This window comes from Streptomyces sp. NPDC045899 (assembly GCF_056431485.1).
This window is the reverse complement of the sequence record NZ_JBWKKP010000007.1, coordinates 99,315-124,898: the sequence shown is the minus strand read 5'-3', so window position 1 is coordinate 124,898 and position 25,584 is coordinate 99,315. Positions and strand designations below refer to the sequence as shown.

Here is a 25,584-nt window from a genome sequence, read left to right as displayed (position 1 = left end):
TGCAGACTTGAGGTTAACACTACCGGATCCAACAAACATTCCCCCTCTCCAAGACCGGCAATCGAGTTTTCCCAGCGCCCGGGGCGATCCGGGCGCCGTGTCAGCTGAGCGGCAGAACGCTCGCCCCCCCGGCGTCGAGAGCCAGCCGGTTGGCCGCCCATCCCTCACCCGCCAGTCGAGCGACCTTGTCGGCCGCACCGTCCTCGACCAGCGCGAGCACCGTGGGGCCCGCACCGGAGATGACCGCGGGGACGCCGTCCGCACGCAGTCGGTTCACCAGGGCCACGCTCTCGGGCATCGCCGGAGCGCGGTATTCCTGGTGCAGCCGGTCCTCCGTGGCCGCGAGCAGCAGCTCGGGACGCCTGGTCAGGGCCTCCACGAGCAGGGCCGCGCGGCCCGCGTTGACCGCCGCGTCCACATGCGGGACGGTGCGCGGCAGCAGTCCGCGTGCGGTCTCCGTGAGCACCGGGCTGCCCGGGACGAAGACCACCGGAACGATGGAACCGGCCGGGTCCATCCTGATCGCCCGCGCGGCTCCCGCGTCCGTCCAGGCGAGGGTGAAGCCGCCGAGCAGACACGCGGCGACATTGTCGGGGTGGCCCTCGATCTCGGTGGCCAGCTCCAGCAGCGCCGCGTCGTCGAGCTTCTCGGCGCCGCCTATCGTCACCGCGCGGGCGGCGACGATCCCGGCGCAGATGGCGGCGGAGGAGGAACCGAGACCGCGGCCGTGCGGAATCCGGTTGGCACAGACCACCTCGAGCCCCCGCGGCTGTCCGCCCAGCAGGTCGAACGCGGTGCGCAGGGACCGTACGAGCAGATGGCTCTCGTCGCGCGGCAGGGTCTCGGCGCCCTCACCCGCGATGTCGACGTGCAGACCGGAGTCGGCCACCCGGACCACGACGTCGTCGTAGAGCCCGAGGGCCAGACCGAGGGCGTCGAAGCCGGGGCCGAGATTGGCGCTCGAGGCGGGGACGCGCACTCGGACGGCGGCGGCGCGGAACGCTGGACCGGCCATCGCTCGATGACTCTCCTTGTGTGTGCGTGAGATTACTCGAAGAGGTACGGAAAACCGCGGGGGTTGTCACGCGAAGTACGGCGACGCCGCGCAGAGATGAGGGCTCTGCGTCGGGGCGGATTCAGTACAGCCTATCGAAGGAAGGTTCTGTGGCGACATAGGGCGCACGGGAGGCGCACGATGCGTGTCGCGCTCCCTGCCGTCGTCCGCGCCCACTCTACTGGAGCGTTCCGCGCGCCCTCCCCGCTCCCGTGCATCTCTTCCACCAGTTGAGTGGATCGCGAGAAAGCCGCCGGTGGGAGCCGGTGGGCGAGCGGGTGCGGAGCGGGCGCGGACAGGGAACGGGCCGGGACCCCAGGGGATCCCGGCCCGCGCCGCGCTAGACCAGTCCGAGCCGTACGGCCGCGGCGTCCGCGTCCACCGGGACCACCACCGGCTGCGGCGCTCCCGCCACCGCCCAGTCCGGGTCCTTGAGCCCGTTCCCGGTCACCGTGCACACGATGCGCTGGCCCGGGTCGACCAGACCCTGCTCGGCCGCCTTCAGCAGGCCCGCCACGCTCGCCGCGGAGGCCGGCTCCACGAAAACGCCCTCCTGGGAGGCGAGCAGCCGGTAGGCGGCGAGGATCTGACGGTCGGTCACCTCGTCGATGAGGCCGCCCGACTCGTCCCGCGCCCGCTCCGCGAAGCTCCAGGAGGCGGGGTTGCCGATGCGGATCGCGGTGGCGATGGTGCTCGGCTCGCGGACCGGCTCACCGCGCACGATCGGCGCCGCGCCGGACGCCTGGAATCCCCACATCCGGGGGGTGCGGGTGGACCGGGGGTCCTGACCGCCGAAGGGCGCCGCGTACTCCTGGTAGCCCTTCCAGTAGGCCGTGATGTTGCCCGCGTTGCCCACCGGGAGGACGTGGATGTCGGGCGCGTCGCCGAGCATGTCGACGATTTCGAAGGCCGCGGTCTTCTGACCCTCGATACGGGCCGGGTTGACCGAATTGACCAGCGCCACCGGGTACTTCTCGGACAGCCCGCGCGCCAGCGTCAGACAGTCGTCGAAGTTGCCGTCGACCTGGAGGATCTTCGCGCCGTGCACCAGGGCCTGGCCCATCTTGCCCAGCGCGATCTTCCCCTGCGGGACCAGCACCGCGCAGACCATCCCGGCGCGCACCGCGTAGGCGGCGGCCGAGGCCGAGGTGTTCCCGGTGGAGGCGCAGATGACGGCCTTGGCGCCGGCCTCCTTGGCCGCGCTGATGGCCATCGTCATCCCGCGGTCCTTGAAGGATCCGGTGGGGTTGGCGCCCTCGACCTTGAGGTGGACCTCGCAGCCGGTGCGCTCGGAGAGCACCTGCGCGGGAACGAGCGGGGTGCCGCCCTCGCGGAGGGTGACGACCGGGGTCGTCCCGCTGACCGGCAGGCGGTCGCGGTACTCCTCGATGATGCCCCGCCAGCCGTGCCACTGGCGGGTGCCGGACATTCGGGGCCCGGCGTCGGCGATTGCGTTCATGTTTTCCTTACTCCCCTGCTACTGGCCCCGCTGCTGTGCGGTATGCCCGCGTCGTCCCACGCTCCACTCGCTCTCTACTCACCCTCGACCCGCATGATGCTGGCGACGTCGCGGACGGTGTCGAGGCGGCGCAGCGTCTCCACGGTCGCCGACAGCGCGGCGTCGCTCGCGCGGTGGGTCACGACCACGAGGGAAGCCTCGCCGTCCTTCCCCTGCTGGCGGACCGTATCGATCGACACTCCGTGCTCGGCGAAGACTGTCGCGACCTGAGCGAGAACACCCGGCTTGTCGGCGACGTCGAGGCTGATGTGGTAACGCGTGACCACATCGCCCATCGGGCTCACCGGCAGCCTGCTGTAGGCGGACTCCCCCGGTCCGGTGGCGCCCGCCAGCTTGTTGCGGCAGGCGGCGACGAGGTCGCCGAGCACCGCCGAGGCGGTCGGCGAGCCACCTGCCCCCGGCCCGTAGAACATCAGCTGGCCGGCGGCGTCGGCCTCCACGAACACCGCGTTGTACGCCTCGCGGACCGACGCCAGCGGATGGGCCAGCGGGATCATCGCCGGATGCACCCGCGCGGTGACCGAGCGGCCGTCGGCGGCGCGCTCGCAGATGGCGAGCAGCTTGACGGTGCAGCCCATGCGCTTGGCGGAGGCGATGTCGGCCGCGGTCACCTCGGTGATGCCCTCGCGGTGGACATCGTCGAGGGTGACCCGGGTGTGGAAGGCGATCCCGGCGAGGATCGCGGCCTTGGCTGCGGCGTCGAACCCCTCGACGTCGGCCGTCGGGTCGGCCTCGGCGTAGCCCAGCGCGGTGGCCTCGTCCAGCGCCTCGCTGTAGCCCGCGCCGCTGCCGTCCATCCGGTCGAGGATGAAGTTGGTGGTGCCGTTGACGATGCCGAGGACCCGGTTGACCTTGTCGCCCGCCAGCGATTCGCGCAGCGGCCGCACCAGCGGGATCGCGCCCGCGACCGCCGCCTCGTAGTACAGGTCCGCACCGCGCTCCTGGGCGGCGGCGTGCAGGGCCGCGCCGTCCTGGGAGACCAGCGCCTTGTTGGCGGAGACCACGCTCGCGCCGTGCTCGAACGCGGTGGTGATGAGGGAACGGGCGGGCTCGATGCCGCCGATCACCTCGACCACCACGTCGATGTCCCCGCGTTTGACCAGGGCGGTGGCGTCGGTGGTCACCAGGTGCTCCGGCACCCCCTCACGGACCCGGTTGGGGCGGCGTACGGCCACCCCGGCCAGCTCCACCGGGGCCCCGATGCGCGCCGTGAGGTCGTCCGCGTGCGTCGTCATGATGCGCGCCACCTCTGAGCCCACTACCCCACAGCCCAGCAGCGCCACTTTCAGCGGACGCGTACGCATCATCCGACCTCGTTTCTCATCCATCGTTTGGTGCACCAGTCTCAGGCACTGGACGGGATTTCCTATCCCGGGTCCAGTATCCGAGATTTATTTCTCGCTAGCCGACATCGAGCCGGAGGAGATCTTCCTCCGTCTCGCGCCGGACGATTTCCCGCGCCTGTCCGTCGCGCACGGCGACGACCGGCGGACGCAGCGCATGGTTGTAGTTGCTCGCCATCGAACGGCAGTAGGCCCCGGTGGCGGGGACGGCGATCAGATCGCCGGGCGCCAGGTCCGCGGGCAGGAAGGCGTCCCGGACCACGATGTCACCGGATTCGCAGTGCTTGCCGACCACGCGGGAGAGCATCGGCCCGGCAGTGGAGGTACGGGAGACCAGGGCCACCGAGTACTCGGCGTCGTAGAGCGCGGTACGGATGTTGTCGGACATCCCGCCGTCCACACTCACGTACGTCCGCAGCCCCGGCAGCTCCTTGACCGTCCCCACCTCGTACAGCGTGAACGCGGTCGGCCCGACGATCGCCCGCCCCGGCTCGACCGACAGCCGCGGCACGGCGAGCCCCGCGCCCCGGCACTCGCGGTGCACGATCTCGCGCAGCGCCGCGGCGATCTCATGCGGCTCGCTGGGGTCGTCGTCCGCGGTGTACGCGATGCCGAGACCGCCGCCGAGGTCGATCTCGGGCAGCTCCACCCCGTGCTCGTCGCGGATCTCCTTCAGCAGTCCGACCACCCGATGGGCAGCCACCTCGAACCCGGAGGTGTCGAAGATCTGCGAGCCGATGTGCGAGTGGATGCCGATCAGCTCCACCCCGTCCAGCTTCAGGGCCCGCCGCACCGCCTCCGCGGCCAGCCCGCCCGCCAGCGGAATGCCGAACTTCTGGTCCTCGTGCGCGGTCGCGATGAATTCGTGGGTGTGCGCCTCGACGCCCACGGTGACCCGGATCTGCACCCGCTGGCGCCGCCCGAGCCGCTGCGCGATATGCGCCACCCGCACGATCTCCTGGAAGGAGTCGAGCACGATCCGCCCGACCCCGGCCTCGACCGCCCGCGTGATCTCCCGCGTCGACTTGTTGTTCCCGTGCAGCGCGATCCGCTCCGCGGGCATCCCGGCGGCCAGCGCGGTGGCCAGCTCCCCCTCCGAGCAGACGTCGAGGTTGAGCCCCTCCTCGTGCAGCCAGCGCACCACGGCCCGGGAGAGGAACGCCTTCCCGGCGTAGAACACGTCGGCCTCGTCCCCGAACGCCTCCCGCCAGGCATGGCAGCGGGCCCGGAAGTCCTCCTCGTCCAGGAAGTAGCCGGGTGTCCCGAACTCCTCGGCCAGCCGCGTCACCTCGATCCCGCCCACGGTGGCCACACCGTCGGCGTTCCGCGAGACGGTGCGGGACCAGACGCGCGGGTCGAGCTGATTGAGGTCGGCGGGCGGCGCGCTGTAGTGCCCCTCGGGCAGGACGTCGGCGTGGCGGGGCCCGGCGGGGTGGGCGGAACGGCTCATGGTGTCTCTCTCGCAGGTGTCACAGATGTTCTGGAGCGGTGATGCCGAGCAGGTGGAGGCCGTTGGCGAGCACCGTGCCGGCGGCCTCGGCGAGGGCCGTCCGCGAGCGGTGCACGGCCGAGGGTTTCTGCTCGCCGCGCGGGAGGGGCGGACATGTGTCGTGGAAGCGGAAGAAGGCGTCGGCGGTGACGACGAGATGCCGCACCAGCCGGTCGGGCGCCCGGTCCCGGGCGGCGGCCTCGATCGTACGGGGGAAGTCACCGAGCGGGGCGAGGAGGGCGGTCTCGGCGGGATGGTCGTAGCCGGCCCCGTCCGGCTGTGCCTCGACCCCGAGGTCGTGGGCGTTCCGCAGCACGGCACGCGCCCGCGCGTGGGCGTACCGGACGCGGAACAGCGGGTTGGCCTCCCGCTGCGCGAGCAGCCGCCCCGGATCGAGGTCGGGCAGGTCATGGGCGGCGGGCCGCAGCAGGGCCCAGCGGGCGGCGTCGGGGCCGAGCCGGATGAGCAGCTCGTCGGCCGGAACACCGGCGGCCCGGACGGTGAGGACCTCGCCCCCGGGACCGTCGTCCGCCGTCCGCCCCCCACAGGCGGTGACGAGCCCGCGGACGGTGTGGGCGACGAGGGCGGCGCGGATGTCCCCGTCGGCCGTCCCCGCGGCGAACCGGACCCGCTCCCCGGCCAGCCCCTCACCGCACCCGTAACCGGCCCCCTGGGCGAGGACGGTGGCCACGAGAGTCCCGTGGGAGCCGGCATGGAGGGTGATGTTCAGGAACCCGGGAGCGGCGATGTCGACGCGGGCGATGCCGGGGGCGCGGACGAGACGGCGCCGGAGTATCTCGGCGATCCGCAGCGGATCGCCGCCGGGGCTGCCGGGGCTCTGCTGCGCTCCGGCTCCGGCGAGCTGGAGGGCCACGTTGGTGGCGTAATCGCCACACCCGGGCCGCGGCGGAGTCCGCACCGTGACCCGCTCCGGCACGGTCACACACAGTTCGTCGTCCTCGACGGCACGACGCACGGTGTGCAGCACAGTGCGGGAGAGCTGGGCGGGTGTCACGGGACAAGCGTATGGGAGGAGGGGGGTGCCCCCGCGAACCGGTTTCGTCCTTCGGACGCAGATCGGACGCAGAGGTGGTGAACGGGGCGGGGCGCGGGGGCTGGCGCGAACCGGGAGGGGGCCCCGGCACGAGCGGGGAGCGGAGGCGCGGCGCGGGCGGGGCACAGGGCGGGCGTGGTGTGCGCTGGGCGCGGGCGGAGCCCGGTCTGCGTGGTGTGCGCGACATGCGCCGGGCGTCATCGAGGCGGGGCGGTGGCCGGGCGCGGTCGAGGCCGGGGTGATGGTCGCGGTGACCTCCGCACTCGCCCGGTCGCGGGACGAAGTGGGAATGGTCATGGGCGACCGCCACAGTCACCCGACCACGGGGCACAGCGAGGGCAGGGACGGTGACGGTGACCGCGACACTCGTCGGACCGCGGCAGGCCGCACCGGCGGAACCGGTCCGGAGACCGGCACCGGGTGCACGACCGGCCGCGGAGACGCCGACCGCCGCACACACGGTGGCCGTGGCCACGCGCACCGGTCGCGGGAAGCGGACCGGCGCACCCGTCACCGGTCGCGGAACACCGCCCACCCCGGTGGCCGGTCGGTCGCCACCACCACGTCCGCGTCGACCACCGTCCGCCGCACCCCGCCGCCGTCATCCGGCAACCCGGACGACTAACCGGTGGGACCCACAACCGGCGCGGCATCACCAGGCGTCGAGGCCCCAGCACCCCCTCGCCTCTTCAGCCGACCCACGAGCTGCACCAGCTCGGTCGGCTCGAAGGGTTTCGCCAGGAACGCATCGACGCCCAGCGCCTTCCCACTGTCCATCTCGTACTGCGTACACGCGCTGATGATCGCGACGGGCACGTGGCACGTCCGCGCATCCGCGCGCAACCGTGATGCCGTATGCAGCCCATCAAGTCTGGGCATCACGACATCAAGAGTGATCACATCGGGCCGCACCTGGTGAACGATCTCCAGGCATTCGGCACCATCGGCCGCGGTCACGACCTCGAAGCCTTCCAGCTCGAGGTTGACCCTGATCAGCTGCCGGATGACCTTGTTGTCGTCTACGACAAGGACCCGGCCGGACAACCCAGGCACAAACTGAAGAGTAGGCGCGCGGCCCCTGCCACGTCCGGGTTTTGCCCACTTCCGCCACGTGCGGGGGACCTTCGCCCCGGAGTCCTGCGCCCCCGCCTCCACATGCGGTATACCCCCCTCCGCTCCCGCCTCCGACCCCCTCCCGCCCGTCTCCCGATAAGCGTTCATGAACACCCCGAGTGAGCTGGTAGGGTTCTACCCGTCGCCAAGAACACCGGCGGCAACGCCCCCGTAGCTCAGGGGATAGAGCAACGGCCTCCGGAGCCGTGTGCGCAGGTTCGAATCCTGCCGGGGGCACCTTGTATGAGGTGCCAGCAGACCCCGCCATCAGCCCAGCAGCTGAGAGCGGGGTCTTCGCGTAGGTACAGGTGGCTGCCTCCCGGAGTGGCCGCGTGACGGAGCCCGTGCACGAGCCGTGGACGGGCTCTCCAGACATCGCCGCAGGTGAAACGGCACCCCCGCCGGCACCGGCCACTTCATCCGTAGGCCAGCCACTTGGTCGATCCCGACCAAGTGGCTGATCTTTGAACTCAGGCGCAGCGCCCGTTGAAGAATGACTGCCATGGTCGCGATCATCCGCACTGCCCTAAAGAAGAGAAGCACCTCAAGACTTGGTGGCGTCGGAGAGAAGACGGGAGCATGCCTCGCTGGGTAATCACCCAGTACCAGGAACACTGGAAGGGCACGCACGTCACTCTGATCATCACTGGAGCCGAGCGTGGCGCCCCACAGATGACCTACGTTGCGCGGGCCAGCAAAGTGCGCGGGCCGGGCGACGACCTGAAGAGGCGAGTTGAGGTCACCAAGCCGTACCGGCTCCTATCCCCCGTACCGTGGGCAGAACTGGAGGTCTTAGTTCCCCAGCTCCCACGCCGCTACCTATCTCGCGACGGGGCTCTGCCGGACGGCGCAGGGAGGCATCTGCTGCAAGCCCTGAGTCAGCGGGCCAGCGACGTCGTTCCTCACCTCCATGCTCTCGGAGCAGGGAGCAGGCCATCACTTGCCCTGACACCGACCGCCAAGTTGCTCATAGATGAACGTGACGCGACCCTCACCTTCGTGCGCATGACGGACTTCGACCTTGACGAGTTTGTTAGTTGGGACCAGCCATACGAAGACGATGACGTTCCATTTGTTGCTCGCACCCAAATGCGTAACGGCCCGTCACACGAGGACGACCTGATTGCGTACGACGCGCAACGCTTTCGTGATTGGCTGGGGCCAGAAGACTGGCCGAACAGGGCCGCATGGACCGGCTTCAGCCAAGGGGAGCAACGACTAGTCATCTACAACGCCAACCGCAAAGCCGCAGAAGAGACACTCGGCGTCGACCTGATTTACTATCACGAGTCACGCGCTTGCTTCGTCATGGTCCAATACAAGCGGATGTCGAAGGGCAGCGGGAAATCGGACTGGCGCTACTACCCGAACAGCGACAATAACCTTGCTGATCAACTCGAACGCATGCGAGCGATCGACGGCGAGTGCGACAAGCTGAGGCGCGAAGTCGAAGATTACCGCCTCTGCTCTAGACCTTCTTGGTTCAAGCTCTGCCAAGGGGACTCCCTTATGCCGGATGCGAGAAGCCTGGCGCTCGGGATTTACCTAGATCGCGAACATTACGATCAGCTACACAAGAGGTTCCAATCCCCAGGCAGCGCTCGGTCTTTTAGCCGAAAGACGGTTGATTGCTATCTCGACAACACCGAGTTTACCGATCTCGTCGCCGGTGGCTGGATCGGCACCACAGGGTTTGGCACACAAGGAGTGCAACGCCAGCTCGAACTGAGTTTGAGCGGCAGTCGCGAGGTGGTATTTACCGCGGTGACTGGCGCTTCGCTTTCTAAGCGCGAGCGGATGCAGCGTAGGCGGGAGCGCGGGGCGAACCAACGCCTTTGATGATGGCACGTGCACCTGCTGAGGGGCTTCTGGAGATGTGTCCGCCCAGGAGTCTCCAATGTGTACGCAGAGATGGATCGACCACGACTACCGGCACGATGCCGATCACGAGGATCGCCATCCGGAGAGACCGCTGCGGGGGCAGCACCGCCTCATCGGTGCACCCCCACGTCCTCAATGAGTGGTCTAGCGTGACGGTGAGCACTGCCCCTTGTACGCGCCGTCCCGAAGGAGAGGCCCCACGTGCACATCGCGCCCCTCAGCCCCGAGGACCCAACCGAGCTCGGCGGGTACGAGCTGCTCGGCAGGATCGGACAAGGCGGCATGGGTCAGGTGTACCTGGGGGAATCGCCGGGCGGAGAACCGGCTGCCGTCAAGGTGATCAAACCGTCTGTCGTGGACTCGCAGACGCGGCAGAGGTTCGCGCAGGAAGTGGAGATCCTCAAGGCGGTCTGGGGCGCGCGGATCGCCGCCCTGATGGACGCCGATGTGGAGGCGGACCCACCCTGGCTGGCCACCGAGTATGTCGAGGGACTGGACCTGAGCCGGCATGTGGGCACTCACGGTCCGTTGCCCGCCCTACTCACCGCCTCTCTGGGCGCGACGCTCGCCGAGGCGCTGGCGACCGTGCACAAGCAGGGTCTGCTGCACCGCGACCTCAAGCCCGCGAATGTGCTTCTCGGCCCCAACGGCCCGAAGATCATCGACTTTGGGCTCGCGGTGTTCGCCGAGTCGAGCGTGTCGCTGACTTCCCCGAACACGGTCGTCGGGACGCCTTCCTGTATGCCCCCCGAGCAGGCGAACGGCGAAAGGCCGCTGACTCCAGCGGTCGACGTGTACGCCCTGGGTGCCGTGCTGCTGTTCGCCGCCTCGGGCCACCTCCCCTACCGGGCCGACAACATCCACGTCCTGTTCCATCAGATCGTCGATCCCACGACCGCTCCGGATCTGTCCGGGGCTCCGGAGGGACTGGTGCCGCTGCTGACAACGATGCTGGCCCACCAGGCGCAGGACCGGCCCCCGCTCGACGATGTGGTGCAACAGTGCCGGACGCTGATCGAAGCGCATGGGCTGAAGGTTGCCCAGGCGCGGCGCAGGCTCACCAGCTACACAGCCGCTCCAGCACACCTCCTGGACGAGTTGCTCGCCGTCCCCCGAACCGAGGCGTCATCGCAGGCGCTCTCGAATGGCCAGCGGGTATCGGTTTCCCAGGCACCCTCGGAGGCGGCCAACACCCTGACTGACGCTCCGCCCGGCCGACAGCAGCCACCAGTACCGCCTCCCGGCGCCCCGAGCCACCCTGACCGCGCTTCCGCAGACGCCCCCGCCACACGGCCTCCCGTGCGCCCGCAGGACCGCAGCGGTGCCGGACGGCGATCGCTGCGGCACAGTGCCCAGGCCCGTATCACCGCACAGCGGCTGCGCGAGGCATACGCCGCCAGTACGCCCTTCTGACCAATACGCCCGTCTGACCCGCGATACTGAACGGGCCCTTGACGGGCGCCATGTACGACAGAACCGCCTCAGGAGGCCACGGGTGACCGCCGTCCAGACCAGCGCAGAGTTCAGTGGCGCCACAGCGGACCGGCCGGTGCAGGAGCAGGAGCAGTACCCGGCCGGTGCCCAGATCCTCGTACGGGACGAGGAGTGGCTGGTCAGGAGCTCCGCGCCGACGACGGACGACGGCACCCGGCTCGAAGTCGTCGGGGTGTCGGAGTTCGTACGCGACCAGGAGGCCGTCTTCTTCTCGGGCCTGGACCGGATCGAGCTGCTCGACCCGCGCGACACCCAGCTGGTCCGGGACGACTCGCCGAACTACCGGCGCTCCCGCCTGTTCCTGGAAGCCGTGTTGCGCCGCACCGCGCTGCCCCAGTCCGAGCGCCGCCTCGCCCTGGCCGACTCGTTCCTGCTGGATTCCCTGCCCTACCAGCGGCGCCCTGCCGAGCTGGCCTTGTCCGGCGCCAACCTCCGACCGCGTCTGCTGATCGCCGACGTGGTGGGCCTGGGCAAGACCCTGGAGATCGGCTTGACGCTCGCCGAGCTGATCCGCCGCGGCCGGGGCGAGCGCATCCTCGTCGTCACCCCGCAGCATGTGCTGGAGCAGTTCCAGCAGGAGCTGTGGACCCGGTTCTCCATCCCCCTGGTACGGCTGGACTCGGTCGGCATCGAGCGGATCCAGCGGGAGATCCCGGCCGGCCGCAACCCCTTCACCTCCTTCAAGCGGGTCATCGTCTCCATCGACACCCTGAAGAACGCCGACCAGTACCGGCACCATCTGGAGCAGATCCGCTGGGACGCCGTCGTCATCGACGAGTCGCACAACCTGATCAATCGCGGCTCCCTCCGCAACCAGCTCGCGCAGATCCTCGCTCCCCGCACCGACGCTCTGATCCTGGCCTCCGCCACCCCGCACAACGGTGACGCCAGGTCGTTCGCCGAGCTGATCGGTCTGCTGGACCCTGCGGCGATCCGCGACCCGGAGAACTACCACGCCGACGACATCAGGCACCTGTTCATCCGCCGCACCAAGATCAGCCCCGAGGTCCGCGAGCAGATGAAGGGCCAGTGGGCGGACCGCGGCCCCTCACAGTCGGTGCATTGCCAGGCGACCCCCGCCGAGGAGAAGGTCTTCGAGGAGCTGGCGTCCGTCTGGCTCCCCCACGACGGCAGCCCCTCGGTCAGCTCGGTCCCCCTCTTCCCGTACACGCTGCTGAAGTCGTTCCTGTCCTCCTGCGCGGCGCTGAGGGCCACCGTCTCCGCCCGCATCAAAAGCCTGGAGAAGAAGGACGACCCGCGGGCCACCGCTGCCGAACTGGCCGCCCTGGGCCGGTTGTCGGAGCTGGCTGCCGAGCTCACCGAGTCCGACTCCGCGAAGTTCTCCGCCCTGGTGCACCAGCTCAAGGAGGAGATCGGTGTCGGCCCCACCTCCGGCGCGCGGGTTGTGGTCTTCTCCGAACGCGTCCAGACCCTGGAGTGGCTGGCGAGGGTGCTCCCGGCCGCACTCGGCTTCAAGGGCCGGGCGGCCCGCGACTGCGTCCGCGTCATGCACGGCGGTCTCTCCGACGAGCAGCAGATGGCCCGGGTGGAGGAGTTCGGCCTGGCCGACACGCCCGTACGGGTGCTGCTGACCGGTGATGTGGCCTCCGAGGGCGTCAACCTGCACCGCCAGTGCCACCAGCTGGTGCATTACGACGTGCCGTGGTCGCTGATCCGCATCGAGCAGCGCAACGGCCGTATCGACCGGTACGGGCAGGCCCGGCCGCCGCAGTTCCGCGCGCTGATCCTGACCAGTGAGGTCGAGGGCGCCAAGGACGACACGGTCGTCGCCGAGCGGCTGCTGGGCCGTGAGGACGAGGCCCACCGCTCACTGGGCACAGCGGAGGCCGTGACCGGCCTGTACCGGGCGGAGGCGGAGGAGAAGTCCCTCATCCAGGACCTGCTGCGCGGGAAGACCGTGGACGAGTCGCTGGACTCCCGCCGCCCCGGCGCGGACGACGAGGACACGGGCATGGACGACTTCCTGGCCGACTTCTTCGGCCCGGTCGGTGAGGAACCGGCGGACCGGGCCGACCCGGCGGACTCCGCGGGCATGAGCAGGCCGGACGCGGCCTCGACGGCGTCCGGGCGCGCCGAGACGTCTCCCGTACTCCCCCGTCTCTTCGACTCGACCGCGCACTTCCTGGACGAGGCGCTGGGCGAGGTCTACCCCGACGCCCACACCCGGCTGGAGCTGGACCGCGACCCGCAGTCGGGGCTGCTCTCCTTCCAGCCGCCCCCGGATCTCGTCCACCGCCTCAAGGCCCTGCCCATGGACTACCTCCGCGAGCAGCGGCTGCGCGAGCGGCTTCTCGTCACCTTCAACCGCCGCCTCGCGGAGCACTCCCTCCAGCGGGCCCGCGAGTCATCCACCTCCAGCTGGCCGGAGATCTCCCTGCTGACGGACCTGCACCCGGTCGTCGAGTGGCTCACCGACAAGGTCCTCGTCCGCCTGGGCCGCCAGGAAGCCCCGATGATCACCGCGAACGTGGCGGAGCCGATCTACCTCGTCCAGGGCGTGTACTCGAACAAGCTCGGCAAACCCACGGTCGTCAAGTGGATGGGCGTGACGCGCAGGGGCGCGGTCGACGACGACATGGTGTCCTTGCTGCGTCGCTGCGGGGTCGACCCGACAATGGCCAACAAGCGTCACTACCGCGCCCCCGAGCCCCTGCGCGAGGCCCTGCCCAAGATCCTCGGCACGGCGGAGGCGTTCCTCGACGAGCGGCGCGACGCCTGGGACGAGCCGCTGCGCGAGCCCATCGCGGCGTACAAGAGCCGGCTCGCCACCTGGCACCAGCCGACCCTCGCCGGGGAGCGCGCCAAGGAGCGCCTGGCCGACCTCGCCGACTCCCTGCTGACGACCGGCCGGCCGCTGCTGCGGGTCCTGGCGGTTCTCCTGCCCGACCCCGATCGCAAGCCGGACGCCGCCCGCAAGCGCGACCCTGATGAGCCGCCGCCCGTCGTCCTCGGTCCCCCGCCGCTGTCCGTGCCCGCCGCTTGGTGGCTCTCCGCCCCCGTGACCCGCTGAGAGAAGCTGTCATGACGTACGACTCCCTGGTCAACCGCGGCGACTACTTCTCGGCCCACTACCTGGCCGAGGTCTTGCCCAAGGACCTCAAGTCGGGCCTGCTGCAAACGTGGAAGGAGCGCGAGGAGGCCGCGAAGCCCCCCGCGCGGACCGACAGCACCCCGGAGCCCGGACAGCCCGAGGCAGCAGCGCCCGGTGGCGGCGAACTGCCCGTGACGCCACGGACCGGGCTGCGGGAGCTGCGCCGCTCCTACTTCAGGGCCCGCTCCTTCTTCGCCCTCCCCGAGAACGAGGACGGCATCGTCGCCGTACGAGACACCGACGACGACGCGCTGACGTACGACGCGCCGGAGTGGCGGGAGCGGGTGCGGGCCCTCAACGCCGAGGTGCTGCGCGCCCTCGGATACGACGCGAAGCCGCGCACGCTCACGGTGGAGCGCGCGCGGCAGACGTACGAGGTCCCCGTCGCGCACGCCGAGAAGGGCCTGGTCGCCCTGGACTGCGGCTGGGCGGCCGAACCGGACGCCGCCCTCGACTCCGAGGGGCGCGGACGGCTGTTGGAGGAGGTCGTGCTCGACGGCTCGACCACCCTCACCACGGGCTCGAAACTGGCCTCGTTCCTGTTCGCCTGCGAGGAACCACCCCGGTACGTGCTGCTCCTCGGCGGCGGGGTGATCGTCCTCGCCGACCGCGCGGTGTGGGGCGAGGGCCGCTACCTCGCGGTCTCCCTGGACACGGCGTTGCAACGCAACGACACCAAGGCGGGCGGCGAACTCGACACCGTGGCCGCGCTGTTCGGCGCGGACTCGCTGCGCACCCCGGAGGAGGGCGGCGAGAACCCCCTCGCCGAGCTCCTCGGCAAGTCCGCGAGGCACGCGGTGGGCGTCTCCAGCGACCTGCGCGACGGGCTCCGGACGAGCGTCGAGCTGATCGCCAACGAGGTGCTGGCCCGGCTGCGCGAGCAGGGCATCCGCCCCGAGGACATCGGCGAGCTCCAGGAGCTGGGCCGCCAGTTGACCCGCGAGTCACTGCGCTATCTGTACCGCATCCTGTTCCTGCTGTACGCCGAGGCCCGCCCCGAGCTGGGCATCCTGCCCGCCGACTACCCGGAGTACCAGCAGGGGTACGGGTTGGGCCGGCTCGGCGAGCTGATCGCCGACCGGCAGCCGGTCGGCGAGAAGGCCCGCGAGGGCGTCTACCTGTACGAGTCCCTGGACCTGCTCTTCCGCAAGGTGCAGGACGGCTACCGCCCGCGCCGCACCCACGGCGTGGAAAACGAACCGGTGGGCGCGAAGACCAGCGAGGACATCGGCCTGCGCTTCGAGCCCCTGCACAGCAAGCTGTTCGAGCCGGAGTCGATCCGCCTGATCGGCGCCGACACCCTCCCCGACCCGCGCCACGACTCCGACGAGGCCCTCGCCCAGGGCGAGGCCGTCCGCTACCTCGACACCCGGCTGCGCAACGCCACGCTGTATGAGGTGCTGCACCGCCTGATGATCACGCGGGGGAAGAAGGGCGAGCGCGGCGGCTTCATCTCGTACGCCCAGCTCGGCATCAACCAGCTCGGCGCGGTGTACGAGGGCCTGATGTCGTACAGCGGCTTCATCGCGGGCGAGGAGCTGTACGAGGTCGCCAAGGGCGGCGACCCGAAGGACGGCTCGTGGCTGGTGCCGAAGTCGAAGATCGACGAGTATCCGGACTCGGTGTTCGTCACCCGCCGCGACCGGGACACGGGCGAGGTGCTGCGGGCCCGGTACGCGCCGGGGGAGTTCGTGTACCGGCTGTCGGGCCGCGACCGGCAGACCTCCGCGTCGTTCTACACCCCCGAGTCGCTGACCAAGGTCACCGTGCAGCTCGCCCTCCAGCACCGCCTGGACCAGGACGGCACGACCACGGAGGCGCGGGAGCTGCTGGAGTGGCGGATCTGTGAGCCGGCGCTCGGCTCGGGCGCCTTCCTGAACGAGGCGATCAACCAGGTCGCGGCCGAGTATCTGCGGCGCAGGCAGGGCGAGCTGGGACGGTCGATCGACACCGATCAGTACGCCGTGGAGTTGCAGAAGGTCAAGGCGTACATCGCGCTGCACAACTCGTACGGCGTCGACCTCAACGAGACGGCCGTGGAGCTGGCCGAGGTCTCCCTGTGGCTCAACACCATGCACCCGGGCATGGAGGCCCCCTGGTTCGGCCTCCACCTACGGCGCGGCAACTCGCTCATCGGGGGGCGGCGCGAGGTGTACGCGGCGGAACGGCTGAAGAAGGGCGCCTGGCTGGGCGCTACTCCGGAGCGCTTCCCGCTGGCGGACGCGCTGGGGGGCGGCGAGCGGTTGCCGGAGGGCGCGGTGCACCACTTCCTGCTTCCGGCCAAGGAATGGGGCGCGGTCGCGGCCGAGAAGGAGGCGAAGGCGCTCGCGCCGGAAGCGGCGAAGACGCTGGCCGCGTGGCGGAAGGCGATCACGAAGTCGCCGACGGCCAAGCAGACGGCCCGCCTTCAGGGGCTGGCCCGACGGGCCGAGTACCTGTGGGGGTTGGTGGTCCGGCGGCTGGAGCTGTCCGAGCGGGACATCTCGCGGCGGATCGGGGTATGGGGCGCGGAGGACGACTGGCTGCGGAAGCCGGAGGTCGCGGTGCAGCGAGAAGCCGTGCTGGCGGATCTGCTGGCGGCGGACACCCCGTACTGGCGGCTGAAGACGCTGATGGATGCGTGGTGCGCGCTGTGGTTCTGGCCGGTGCAGAGTGCTTCGCTGCTGAACGGTACGCATGAGCACTACGCGCGGGCCGAGGCGCTGGCGGAGCGGGCGGCGGAGTTCGAGGCGGGGGCGGGGGTCGTTCCGGATGCTGCTGGTGATGATGCCGTGGCCGAGGAGGACTCCGGGGTCTTGTTCGCTTGGGAGGCGGATGCGCTGCCCGGCTTTGTCGCCGAGCCGAAGCAGATGGCTCTGACGCGTGACTCGCTCTCCCGCCGCCGCAAGGGCCGTCGCGAGGAGCAGATCAAGGGCCAGCGTCGGCCTGTCATCCCGCTGGCCAATCTGGAGGATTGGATCCAGTTCGCGGAAGCGTTGCTGGGCACGCAGGACGTGCCGAGCGAGTCGCTGGTCTCGACGTTTGAGACCCTGGACGACCTCTCCGTGTACGAAGACGAGCTGCCCGAGTGGATGGGAATGGACCGCTTCCAGTGGCTGGAGACGCGGTTCCCTTGGACGGCGGTCGCGAAGGATGTCGCGAAGGGGCAGGGGTTCTTCCACTGGGAGTTGGAGTTCGCGCAGGTATTTGCGCGGGGTGGGTTTGATTTGCAGGTGGGGAATCCGCCGTGGGTAAGGCCGAGGTGGCAAGAGGACTTGGTTTTGGCGGAGCTGGAGCCGTGGTTCGTGCTGGCAGACAAGCCCAGCGCGGCGGAATGGCGCCTCCGCAAGGAAGACGTTCTGGCCGCACCGGCCGATGGTCAAGGTTTCCTCCTCAACGAACTGGCCGCCCACGCGGGGGCCGTCGCCACACTGGGCAGCCCGTCTACATATCCGCCCCTTGTCGGTACCCAGGGCGACCTCTACCGAGCTTTCATGGCGCGGGTGTGGCAACACATCGCAATGCGCGGCAGTGCGGGCCTGATCCACCCGGACACGCATTTCGGCGGCGCACGAGAGGGCGCTATCCGGGCTGCGGCGTATCGGCATCTCCGGGTCCATGGGCATTTCGTCAACTCATCCAGATGGGCGTTCGATGATCTGAACTGGTCCCAAGAGTTTGGAATGCACATCTATGGCACACCACAGGACCCCGATTTCTTGCACCTCAGCGAGCTCCGTGGTGCCGACGTCCTGCCCGATTCGCTAGCCCACGACGGTGTGGGAGCGACGCCCGGTATCAAGCACAACGGCTCGTGGGACATCCGGCCGCACCGCAAGCGCGTGGTGCGCGTGGACACGACATTGTTGGCCAGTTGGCAGGCCCTGACAGGATCGGCGAATGAGGCAGCACAAGCCCCTCTGCTGTACCCGGTCCTCGTTGGTGAGCAAGGGGCGATCGAGGCGCTGGCCACATATGGCAACAGCCTGGCCGACCACCACCCAATGATTTCAAGGGGATACCACGAAACCAGCGCGAAAAAGGATGGGCTGATCCGCTGGGGCAATCAGGCTGTTCCCAAGCTCGCAGACGTAATCCTCCAAGGCCCGCACTTTACCTCGGCGCTTCCTTTTTCGAAGGAGCCGAGGATCCCCTGCCGGAGCAACCGGGACTGGGACTTGCTCGTGCCGACGGAACTGCCGGAGGAGTGTGCTCCGGTGACCAATTATGTGCGGGCCACGGATGAGGCGACGTACTTGGCAGCCCAGGATTCCTGGCTCGGCAGGCCATTCACCGCGTACTTCCGGCTGGCCTGGCGCATCATGATCCCCTTCGATAGCAGCCGCTGCCTACACGCCGCTCTCATTCCTCCTGGCCCGGCTCACATTCATGGCGTGCACAGCATGGCGTTGTCAAGTAATCGTGCAACAGTCCTCAATGCAGGATTTTGGGACGCCCTTCCGCTGGACTACCTCCTACGGATCACTGGCCGGGCAAATCTCATGACGGGCGAAGCGTTGAAGATGCCAGCCCCCGATCCGAAACACCCCCTCGCCTCGGCCCTCCTCCTGCGCACCCTCCGCCTCAACGCTCTTACCTCCCACTACGCCCCCCTCTGGTCGGAGCTGTTCGATCGCCGCTGGGCAGGCTACGAGGATTGGGCCAACCCAAACTGGCCATACCTGAAGCCTCTCGCCGCCGAACTCAAGCCAACCTGGGAGTACAACACTCCCCTCCGCACTGAGCACCAGCGCCGCGCCGCACTCGTCGAGTTGGACGCTCTCGTAGCTGTCTGGCTCGGTATCACCGCTGACCAACTCTTCGCGATCTTCAAGTCCCGCTACCCGCAGCTCTACGCCTACGAGTCGGCAACCTACTTCGACGCCAAGGGGCGCAAGATCGCGGCCGACTTCAACACCTTCGGCCATGGGCAGAGCAAGCAGGACTACCTCGACCTCCTCGCCCACCTGGAAGACCCGGAGCGCACCCCGCCCCCGGCTGGCTACTCGGCCCCCTTCTACAAGGCGGACCGTGAGGCCGAGATGAGAGCCGCGCACGCACACTTCCAGGCGCGGCTGGATGCGGAGATCGCCGCCGGGCGATGGACGCCGCCCGTCCGCGAAGAGGCGAAGGCATAGTCGAAGGCCGTTGGCTCGGCACAGGGCTGCCCCTGACATCGTGGTGTCAGGGGCAGCCGTTCAATGTCTCTGGCGGCGACTCTTATCGGCCCGCGAAGTTGACGAACGCGGCCCAGGCGGCAGCACCGACCCTGAGGCCGGGGCGGGCTACGTCCTTGGAGTCGCGTATGTGGACAGCGTGGAGACAGGAAGCCACCTCGACACATTCGCCACCCGCTCCGCTGCTGTGGCTGGACTTATGCCATTCCATGGCAACTTCGACGCATTCGCCGCCTTCCTCACTGCTGTAGCTGCTCTTGGCCCAAACAAGCTCAGATGCGCACTCCCGAACCCTGGCTTTCATAGCTCTCCCAGCAGCTCCTCAACGTAGTTGAGCGACGCCTGAGGCGTGAGCGCCTGTGCACGTAGCATTCCGTACTTGATCTCAAGCCCCTTCACGAGCCGTCGCTCGGTGTGTACGTGGCTAACGTTCTGAACCTCAACATAAGCGATCCTGCGCCCTTCACCTGTCTCGATCAAGGTGAAGGGACCAGCAAGTCCAGCATTCTCTTCGCTACCCAGAGGCATGATCTGGATCTCAACCGTCCGCTTCTGTCCGGCCAGCAAGAGCTGCTCCATCTGGCCACGCAACACGCCCCGGCCGCCGATCGGCCTTCGAAGTACCGACTCATCGATGACGAAGCTCATCAACGGCTCGGGACGTTTGGCAAACACCTCTTGACGTGCGAGGCGGGCCGCAACTCGATGCGCGATGGAATCCACGTCCAATGGTGGACGCATCATTCCGAACACCGCCCGTGCGTACTCCCTCGTCTGCAACAACCCAGGCGCCGCCTGGTTCGCGTACACATGCAGCTCGACCGCCTGCGCCTCCAACCGCGCCGCGTCCTGGAAGAACGGCGGATAATGCGCCTTCTCCATCTCCCCCTTCATCTCCAGGAGGACACCGCCCGCGTCCAGCAGCTCGTCCGCCCGGTCGATCAACCGGGGCGGCGGGATACGCCGCCCCTGCTCGTATGCGGCGATCGTGGACACCGAGTACCCGACCATCGACGCGAACTCGGGGCGTTCCAGCCCCGCCCGCACCCGGCAGCACTTGAGCTGCCGCCCGAACACCCGCACAATGCCCGAGTTGACCTCTGGTTCCGCACCCGCCTCCGCCCCCGGCTCAGGCTGCTGCCCCTCGCCGAGGCCCGCCACGCCGTCGCTCTCCACATCTGTCGGTTCGCTCATCTCCATCAACCGCCTCCCCGGCCAACGCGCCCCCGCGTCGGCCCGTCACGCTCCGCCCCGCCTACACGCGCGCCTCGGCCACATACAGCGACAGCCCGTGTGCGCGTCGTATCTCGTCACGCTAGGACCAGGGCGGAAGCGTGGGCCATATGAACAGCGAGAATTCCCCCGCACAGGGGGTCACCAGCCAGGCTCACAAGCCCGCTCCCGCCGAGGCCCACCCGGCCCGGACCAACCACCCCCACTTCCTCCGCGAGTTCTCCATGCGGTTCACGTCCTCGCGGCACGGCGCTCGCCTCGCCCGTCGGCTCGTCTCCCACCGGCTGGACACCTGGGGCCACCCGTACGACGGCCGCCTCAACGAAACACTGACACTGATCAGCGCCGAGTTGGCCGCGAACGCCATCCGCCACGGGCACGTACCCGGCCGGGACTTCCGCGTCCGCCTGACCGAGACCGGGGACGCGCTCCGCGTCGAGGTCCCCGACACCCGCACCGAACGCGTACCGCCGCTGACCGCCCACGAGCCGCCGGGCGACGTCGAGTCGGGCCGGGGTCTGCTCATCGTCGCCCAGCTGGCGACCCGTTGGGCGGTCACCCCGCGCGTCAGCGGACCGGGGAAGACCGTATGGGCGGAGCTACGCCTCCGGTGAAGGACGTGTGACCGACACCAGCCGATTTCGCGCCAATGACCAGCGGTTTCCGGAATCTAACGCGCCCGTTGTCAGTCCCGCGGACTAACCTCGTGCGCTCCGTGCGGGCATGCGCCCACGCGGCCCGTCCACACTGCGGAAGCCCAGGGGGAAGCGCCGTGACCACCACACCCAACGACGGGACCGGATACCGGATCTCCATCCTCGACGAGGACCCGTTACGCGCCCGTAAGGAGGCGCGCGAGCTCCTCGCCGAGATCGCCGACGCCGATCCGGGCGCGACCCTGGACGTCCCCCGGCAGCGCATGCCCGGGGGTACGGACAAGGGCGGGCTGTCCGTCGACACGATCGGAGTGTTGATCAGTGCCGGCTCGCTGGTCGTGGCCGGGGTACAGCTCTGGCTGGCCCGCGTACCGCAGCGGACGATCGTCGTCAGGCGGCCCGACGGCGCGACCCTCCAGATCACGGGCAAGGATGCACGCGAGGACGACGAGCGGATCGCGCGGTTCTTCGCGGCCGACGGCGAGCCCGCGGCCAACCACGAGGACGACGACGGCGACGCGACGACGGCGGGCTGAGCGCGCATGACCGACAACGACCGGTACGCGATGCTCGTCGGCGTCTCCACGTACGACAGCGACGCCTACCCCGATCTCCCGCCCGTCCGCGCCGATCTGCATTACATGCGGGCGGTGCTGGAGAACACCGAGATCGGCATGTACAACGACTGCGCGATGGTCGCCGAGCCGACCCGCGCCGAGATGCTGCACGCCATTGAGACGTTCCTGGAGGAGCGGCAGCCGAGCGAGACGGCTCTGCTGTACTTCAGCGGGCACGGCGAGTTCTGCGAGGACGACAACCAGCTGTACTTCCTCACCCGGGACGCCGACCCCGACGACCTGCCGGGCACGGCCGTACCGGCACAGTTCCTGGAGCGGGTGCTCCAGTCCTGCCGTGCTCCGTCGAAGCTCGTACTGCTGGACTGCTGCTCCAGCGGGTCCGTCGTCCAGGGCTGGATCGCCAAGGGCGCCCCGGGCGACGCTGACGAGCGGCCCGTGCCCAGCACCCTGCTGCGGCCGACGGGCGTGTACTTCATCACGGCGTCCGACGCGCTGCAGTCGGCCTCCGCGATGGCGCCGCCCGGCTCCACGCTCGGCACGTCCCGGTTCACCGGAGAGATCGTGGAGGGGCTGCGGAACGGACACATCAAGGGCGGCGGCTGGATCAATCCGGACGACCTGTTCGAGTACCTGACGGCTCAGATGACGCGCAAGGGCGTGCCCGAGGAACAGCGCCCCACCAAGTCCACGTTCCGCGCCACGCGGAGCCTGCCTTTCGCGCTGTCCGTGGCGCGTCCCGTCCACCTCCCGACGCCACCGCGTGACGCGATGGAGGGGGCGCAATCGCAGCCGTCCCCCGCCCTGCTGAAAGCCCGCCAGCTGGCGTTGCTGGACGCGCGGGACGGCGTGGACTGGCAGCGGCTGCTGCACTACTACGTGCAGTGCCTCACTGCCGAGGCGGCGGCCGGGATGCTGCCCGACCGCGACAAGGAGCGGGACTCGGGGTATTTCCTGCTGGGCAGGGACGAGGAGATCATCCAGTCGGGGCGAGGTTCGACCTTTCGGGCACCCGGGAAACTGTCCAGGCCCCAGGCCAGGCGAGGCCGGGACGACGGCGACGCGGGAACGCAGCAGGAGTACTGGTACGGCTATCCCGCCGTCACGCTCCCCGTCCGCGAGGGAGGCGGCCGGGGGCGCCGTACGCCGGTGATGATCGCGCCGCTGCTGGTCCAGCAGATGGAACTCGCGCCGGACGAGAACGGCCAGGACGTACTGCGGCCGACCGGGGTGCCGTCCCTGCACACCGGTGTCATCTCGGAACTGCTCGACACGGACGACGCGGCCGACCTCATCGCCGGCTGGCAGCCGACCTGGCAGGAGGGCAACGACACGCAGATGCTGCGGGCCGTGCGGCAGTTGCTGGAGGAGCTGAAGCTGCCGGAGCTGGAGCCGCTCGATCCGTCCGCGCTCAGTGAGCGGACCGTGAATGAGGCGCTGCGGCCCGGCGCGCACAACGCGGCCGTCCTGCTGGTGCCGTCCGGCGTGGAGGCGAACGCGACGCAGGGTCTGGTGGACAACCTGCTGCAGATGTCGGCGCGGACCGGGCAGATCCCCGGCACCGCGCTGGACGCGCTGCTGAGCGGCGGTGAGGAGGAGGCGGGGGCGGGGTCCCCGGCCGTCGTGGTGGCGCCAGGGCCGTGCAACGAGAGTCAGGAGCTGGTGGTCTCCTCGGCGATGACGCGTGCGCTGACGGTGGCCACGGGGCCGCCCGGCACGGGCAAGAGCGAGGTGGTCACGGCCACCGTCACCACCTGTGTCGCCGCCGGGCAGTCCGTGCTGGTCGCGTCCACGAACAACGAGGCGGTGGACGTCGTAGCCGAGCGCTGCGATGCCATCGCGCCGGGGCTCATGATGCGGACGGGCAACGCGAAGGCGCTGAAGGAGGAAGCCGAGAAGCTGGAGCGGCTGCTCGGCGAGCCCACCGAGGCCCCGCGGCGGGGTTCGGCGACCGTGGGCGGGGACCTGCGCAACACCCGTACGCGGGCCGACGGGCAGCGGGCGGAGGCGGAACGCCGTGTCGGCGAGGAGGAGCGGCTGCTGGACCTGCTCCGTGAACGGATCGAGCGGGCGGCCGCGCTGGAGCTGCCGCTGACCCTGCTGGAGTCCGCGTGGGCGACTGCGGCGGCCGGGGACGGTACGGCCGCGCTGGGCCGCTGGGAGAGCAGGGCCCGGAAGGCGGCCGGGGCCGGCCGGTGGCTGCTCGGCGGGTGGCGCAGGGCACGGGCTCTGGCCGCGCTGGTCACGGCGGCCGGCGCCCCGGAGGGTGACGGCCCGCTGTGGCCGGGGTGGGCGAACCAGCGGCCCGTGCCGCCGGAGTTGCTGGCGGCCCTGGCGGACGCGGTGGCCGTGGAGCGCCGACTGCGGGAGCTCGTACCCGGGCACACCGAGTGGGACGAAGACGGGCTGAAGCAGGTGCGGCTGGAGACGGCGGGTGCCCTGTCGGAGCTGTCCGCGGAACTGTCCCGGGCGGTGTCGGCGGAGGCACTGTCGCGGGCACAAGGGCTGATGGGGCAACGGCTCCAGGCGCTGCGGAGCCGTCGGGGGCTCCGGAAGAGCCAGCAGAACCTGATGGCGCACCTCAAGGGATGGGCGATCAGCACCCACTCAGTGCGACAGCTCGAACTCGCCCCGAAGCTGTTCGACCTCGTCATCATCGACGAGGCCAGCCAGTGCTCCATTCCGTCGGTGCTGCCGCTGCTCTTCCGGGCCCGGCGGGCGCTGATCATCGGCGACCCGATGCAGCTGGGCCACATCACCAAGATCGCGCCGCAGCAGGAGCGGCAGGCGAGGTTCAGGGCCGGGCTGAGCGCGGCACAACTGGAGGACCACCGGCTCGCGTACCACGTGCACTCCGCGTACCACGCGGCCGCGCAGCATGGCGACGCCGCGCTGCTGCTCGACGAGCACTACCGCTGCCATCCGCGGATCGCCGATGTGGTCAACGGCTACTGCTACGCAGGGCAGTTGCAAGTGCTCACCGACGTACGGCGGCAGGTTCCGGCACTCGACCCGGTGGGGGCGGCCGATCCGGCGCCGGTGCTCGGCTGGGCGGACGTACCGGGCGGCGAGTCGGCGCGGGGCAGTGGCGGACAGTCCTGGCGCAACGAGGCCGAGGCCGAGGCCGTGCGGCGGGTGGTGGACGAACTGCTCGCGCGGCTGCCGCAGGACGCGACGGTCGGCGTGGTGACGCCGTTCCGGGCGCAGAAGCAGGCGCTGGCGCGGGTGTGGCGCGACGACGACCGGGTGCGGGTGGGGACCGTGCACGCGTTCCAGGGCGGGCAGCGCGACGTGATGGTGCTGAGCCCGGTGGCCACGCTCAACACCCCGCCGAGGACGACCCACTGGGTGGCCAGCCAGGTCAACCTGTGGAACGTGGCGATCACACGGGCCAAGTCGCAGCTGATCACCGTGGGCAGCCACGCGTTCTGGCAGGGTCAGAGTGGTCTTCCCGCGATGCTCGCCGGGCGCTCGGCGCCGCTGGGGGCCGATTCCGACCACGGCTCGGGCGCCGGGGACGCCGTCGGCGGCATGCAGAGTGCGGCCGGACCGGGCACCGCGTTCCGCGAGGAGCTCGCCGACCGGCTTCAGCAGTACTTGGGCGAGCGCGGCATCACCGATCTGGAGCGCGCTGCGGTCGTCGGCGGCCATGTGGTGGATCTGCTGTTCACGGTGGACGGAGAGAACACGGCGGTACTGATCGACACGGGGCCGCTGCCCGGCCGGGACCCGGCGAGGCACCTGCGGCTGACGCATGCCCGCAGTGATCTGCTGACCGGGCTGCCGTCCGGTGGGCACGGGGCGAAGGCATGCGAGGTGGGCCGGACGGTGCGGGTGCCGGCGTGGCGGATCATGGCGGGCGCGGAGATGCTGGCACCGCTGTTCGACTGACCCGGTCCACGCCC

At 69.8% G+C, this 25,584-nt stretch carries 15 protein-coding genes and 1 tRNA gene; 8 read left to right on the top strand and 8 right to left on the bottom strand.

Annotated elements, in window-relative coordinates:
• Positions 1-100: 100 nt before the first annotated feature.
• From thrB to AC07FT_RS13010, 6 genes are all read right to left on the bottom strand, one after another.
• On the bottom strand, positions 101-1,015 hold the full coding sequence (gene thrB / locus AC07FT_RS13035) for a homoserine kinase (protein ID WP_479176322.1): 915 nt from the start codon (positions 1,013-1,015) through the stop codon (positions 101-103).
• 379 nt (positions 1,016-1,394) lie between these two features.
• Positions 1,395-2,483 carry a threonine synthase gene (thrC, locus tag AC07FT_RS13030; RefSeq protein WP_432035922.1) on the bottom strand — a complete coding sequence of 363 codons (1,089 nt, stop codon included), beginning with the start codon at positions 2,481-2,483 and terminating at the stop codon, positions 1,395-1,397.
• A 104-nt stretch (positions 2,484-2,587) separates the two neighbouring features.
• Positions 2,588-3,880, bottom strand: a complete 1,293-nt coding sequence (locus AC07FT_RS13025) for a homoserine dehydrogenase (protein WP_254738524.1) — start codon at positions 3,878-3,880, stop codon at positions 2,588-2,590.
• 94 nt (positions 3,881-3,974) lie between these two features.
• Positions 3,975-5,366: a diaminopimelate decarboxylase gene (gene lysA / locus AC07FT_RS13020; protein ID WP_479176321.1), complete on the bottom strand. Its 1,392-nt coding sequence runs from the start codon at positions 5,364-5,366 to the stop codon at positions 3,975-3,977.
• Positions 5,367-5,385: 19 nt separating this feature from the next.
• Positions 5,386-6,420 carry an ArgS-related anticodon-binding protein NrtL gene (gene nrtL, locus AC07FT_RS13015; RefSeq protein WP_479176320.1) on the bottom strand — a complete coding sequence of 345 codons (1,035 nt, stop codon included), beginning with the start codon at positions 6,418-6,420 and terminating at the stop codon, positions 5,386-5,388.
• A 660-nt stretch (positions 6,421-7,080) separates the two neighbouring features.
• Positions 7,081-7,512 carry a response regulator gene (locus AC07FT_RS13010; RefSeq protein WP_479176319.1) on the bottom strand — a complete coding sequence of 144 codons (432 nt, stop codon included), beginning with the start codon at positions 7,510-7,512 and terminating at the stop codon, positions 7,081-7,083.
• 225 nt (positions 7,513-7,737) lie between these two features.
• Between AC07FT_RS13010 and AC07FT_RS13005 the strand changes: the two genes are divergently transcribed.
• The 5 genes from AC07FT_RS13005 (at position 7,738) to AC07FT_RS12985 (ending at position 19,176) form a co-directional block, all read left to right on the top strand.
• Positions 7,738-7,809 (top strand) — tRNA-Arg (locus tag AC07FT_RS13005).
• A gap of 768 nt (positions 7,810-8,577) precedes the next feature.
• The gene (locus AC07FT_RS13000) at positions 8,578-9,411 is read left to right on the top strand and encodes a hypothetical protein (RefSeq protein ID WP_479176318.1); all 834 of its coding nucleotides are present in this window, start codon (positions 8,578-8,580) and stop codon (positions 9,409-9,411) included.
• A gap of 243 nt (positions 9,412-9,654) precedes the next feature.
• Complete coding sequence (locus AC07FT_RS12995) at positions 9,655-10,866, top strand: serine/threonine-protein kinase (protein ID WP_479176317.1); 1,212 nt, start codon at positions 9,655-9,657, stop codon at positions 10,864-10,866.
• Between the two features lie 82 nt (positions 10,867-10,948).
• The gene (locus AC07FT_RS12990; protein WP_479176316.1) at positions 10,949-13,978 is read left to right on the top strand and encodes a helicase-related protein; all 3,030 of its coding nucleotides are present in this window, start codon (positions 10,949-10,951) and stop codon (positions 13,976-13,978) included.
• 11 nt (positions 13,979-13,989) lie between these two features.
• A complete protein-coding gene (locus tag AC07FT_RS12985; protein ID WP_479176315.1) occupies positions 13,990-19,176 on the top strand; it encodes an Eco57I restriction-modification methylase domain-containing protein in 5,187 nt (1,728 codons plus the stop codon).
• A gap of 82 nt (positions 19,177-19,258) precedes the next feature.
• On the opposite strand, the gene AC07FT_RS12980 is transcribed toward AC07FT_RS12985, so the two are convergent.
• Positions 19,259-19,519 (bottom strand): DUF397 domain-containing protein, encoded by a 261-nt coding sequence (locus tag AC07FT_RS12980; protein ID WP_479176314.1) that lies wholly within the window; start codon positions 19,517-19,519, stop codon positions 19,259-19,261.
• Positions 19,516-20,409 (bottom strand): helix-turn-helix domain-containing protein, encoded by an 894-nt coding sequence (locus AC07FT_RS12975; RefSeq protein WP_479176428.1) that lies wholly within the window; start codon positions 20,407-20,409, stop codon positions 19,516-19,518. Before AC07FT_RS12975 ends, AC07FT_RS12980 begins: the two co-directional genes overlap by 4 nt.
• A 149-nt stretch (positions 20,410-20,558) precedes the next feature.
• Between AC07FT_RS12975 and AC07FT_RS12970 the strand changes: the two genes are divergently transcribed.
• The 3 genes from AC07FT_RS12970 to AC07FT_RS12960 all read left to right on the top strand — a co-directional run bounded on the left by AC07FT_RS12970 (position 20,559) and on the right by AC07FT_RS12960 (position 25,570).
• Positions 20,559-21,062 carry an ATP-binding protein gene (locus AC07FT_RS12970; RefSeq protein WP_479176313.1) on the top strand — a complete coding sequence of 168 codons (504 nt, stop codon included), beginning with the start codon at positions 20,559-20,561 and terminating at the stop codon, positions 21,060-21,062.
• 158 nt (positions 21,063-21,220) lie between these two features.
• Complete coding sequence (locus tag AC07FT_RS12965) at positions 21,221-21,640, top strand: effector-associated constant component EACC1 (protein ID WP_479176312.1); 420 nt, start codon at positions 21,221-21,223, stop codon at positions 21,638-21,640.
• Between the two features lie 6 nt (positions 21,641-21,646).
• Positions 21,647-25,570 carry a caspase, EACC1-associated type gene (locus AC07FT_RS12960; protein ID WP_479176311.1) on the top strand — a complete coding sequence of 1,308 codons (3,924 nt, stop codon included), beginning with the start codon at positions 21,647-21,649 and terminating at the stop codon, positions 25,568-25,570.
• The last annotated feature ends 14 nt before the right edge of the window (positions 25,571-25,584 follow it).

What these genes read in the sequence shown, in the direction of transcription:
- thrB (WP_479176322.1), bottom strand. Translation starts at nt 1,015, where the DNA reads ATGGCCGGTCCAGCGTTCCGCGCCGCCGCCGTCCGAGTGCGCGTCCCC.
- thrC (WP_432035922.1), bottom strand. Translation starts at nt 2,483, where the DNA reads ATGTCCGGCACCCGCCAGTGGCACGGCTGGCGGGGCATCATCGAGGAG.
- AC07FT_RS13025 (WP_254738524.1), bottom strand. Translation starts at nt 3,880, where the DNA reads ATGATGCGTACGCGTCCGCTGAAAGTGGCGCTGCTGGGCTGTGGGGTA.
- lysA (WP_479176321.1), bottom strand. Translation starts at nt 5,366, where the DNA reads ATGAGCCGTTCCGCCCACCCCGCCGGGCCCCGCCACGCCGACGTCCTG.
- AC07FT_RS13000 (WP_479176318.1), top strand. Translation starts at nt 8,578, where the DNA reads ATGACGGACTTCGACCTTGACGAGTTTGTTAGTTGGGACCAGCCATAC.
- AC07FT_RS12985 (WP_479176315.1), top strand. Translation starts at nt 13,990, where the DNA reads ATGACGTACGACTCCCTGGTCAACCGCGGCGACTACTTCTCGGCCCAC.
- AC07FT_RS12980 (WP_479176314.1), bottom strand. Translation starts at nt 19,519, where the DNA reads ATGAAAGCCAGGGTTCGGGAGTGCGCATCTGAGCTTGTTTGGGCCAAG.
- AC07FT_RS12975 (WP_479176428.1), bottom strand. Translation starts at nt 20,409, where the DNA reads ATGAGCGAACCGACAGATGTGGAGAGCGACGGCGTGGCGGGCCTCGGC.
- AC07FT_RS12970 (WP_479176313.1), top strand. Translation starts at nt 20,559, where the DNA reads ATGAACAGCGAGAATTCCCCCGCACAGGGGGTCACCAGCCAGGCTCAC.
- AC07FT_RS12960 (WP_479176311.1), top strand. Translation starts at nt 21,647, where the DNA reads ATGACCGACAACGACCGGTACGCGATGCTCGTCGGCGTCTCCACGTAC.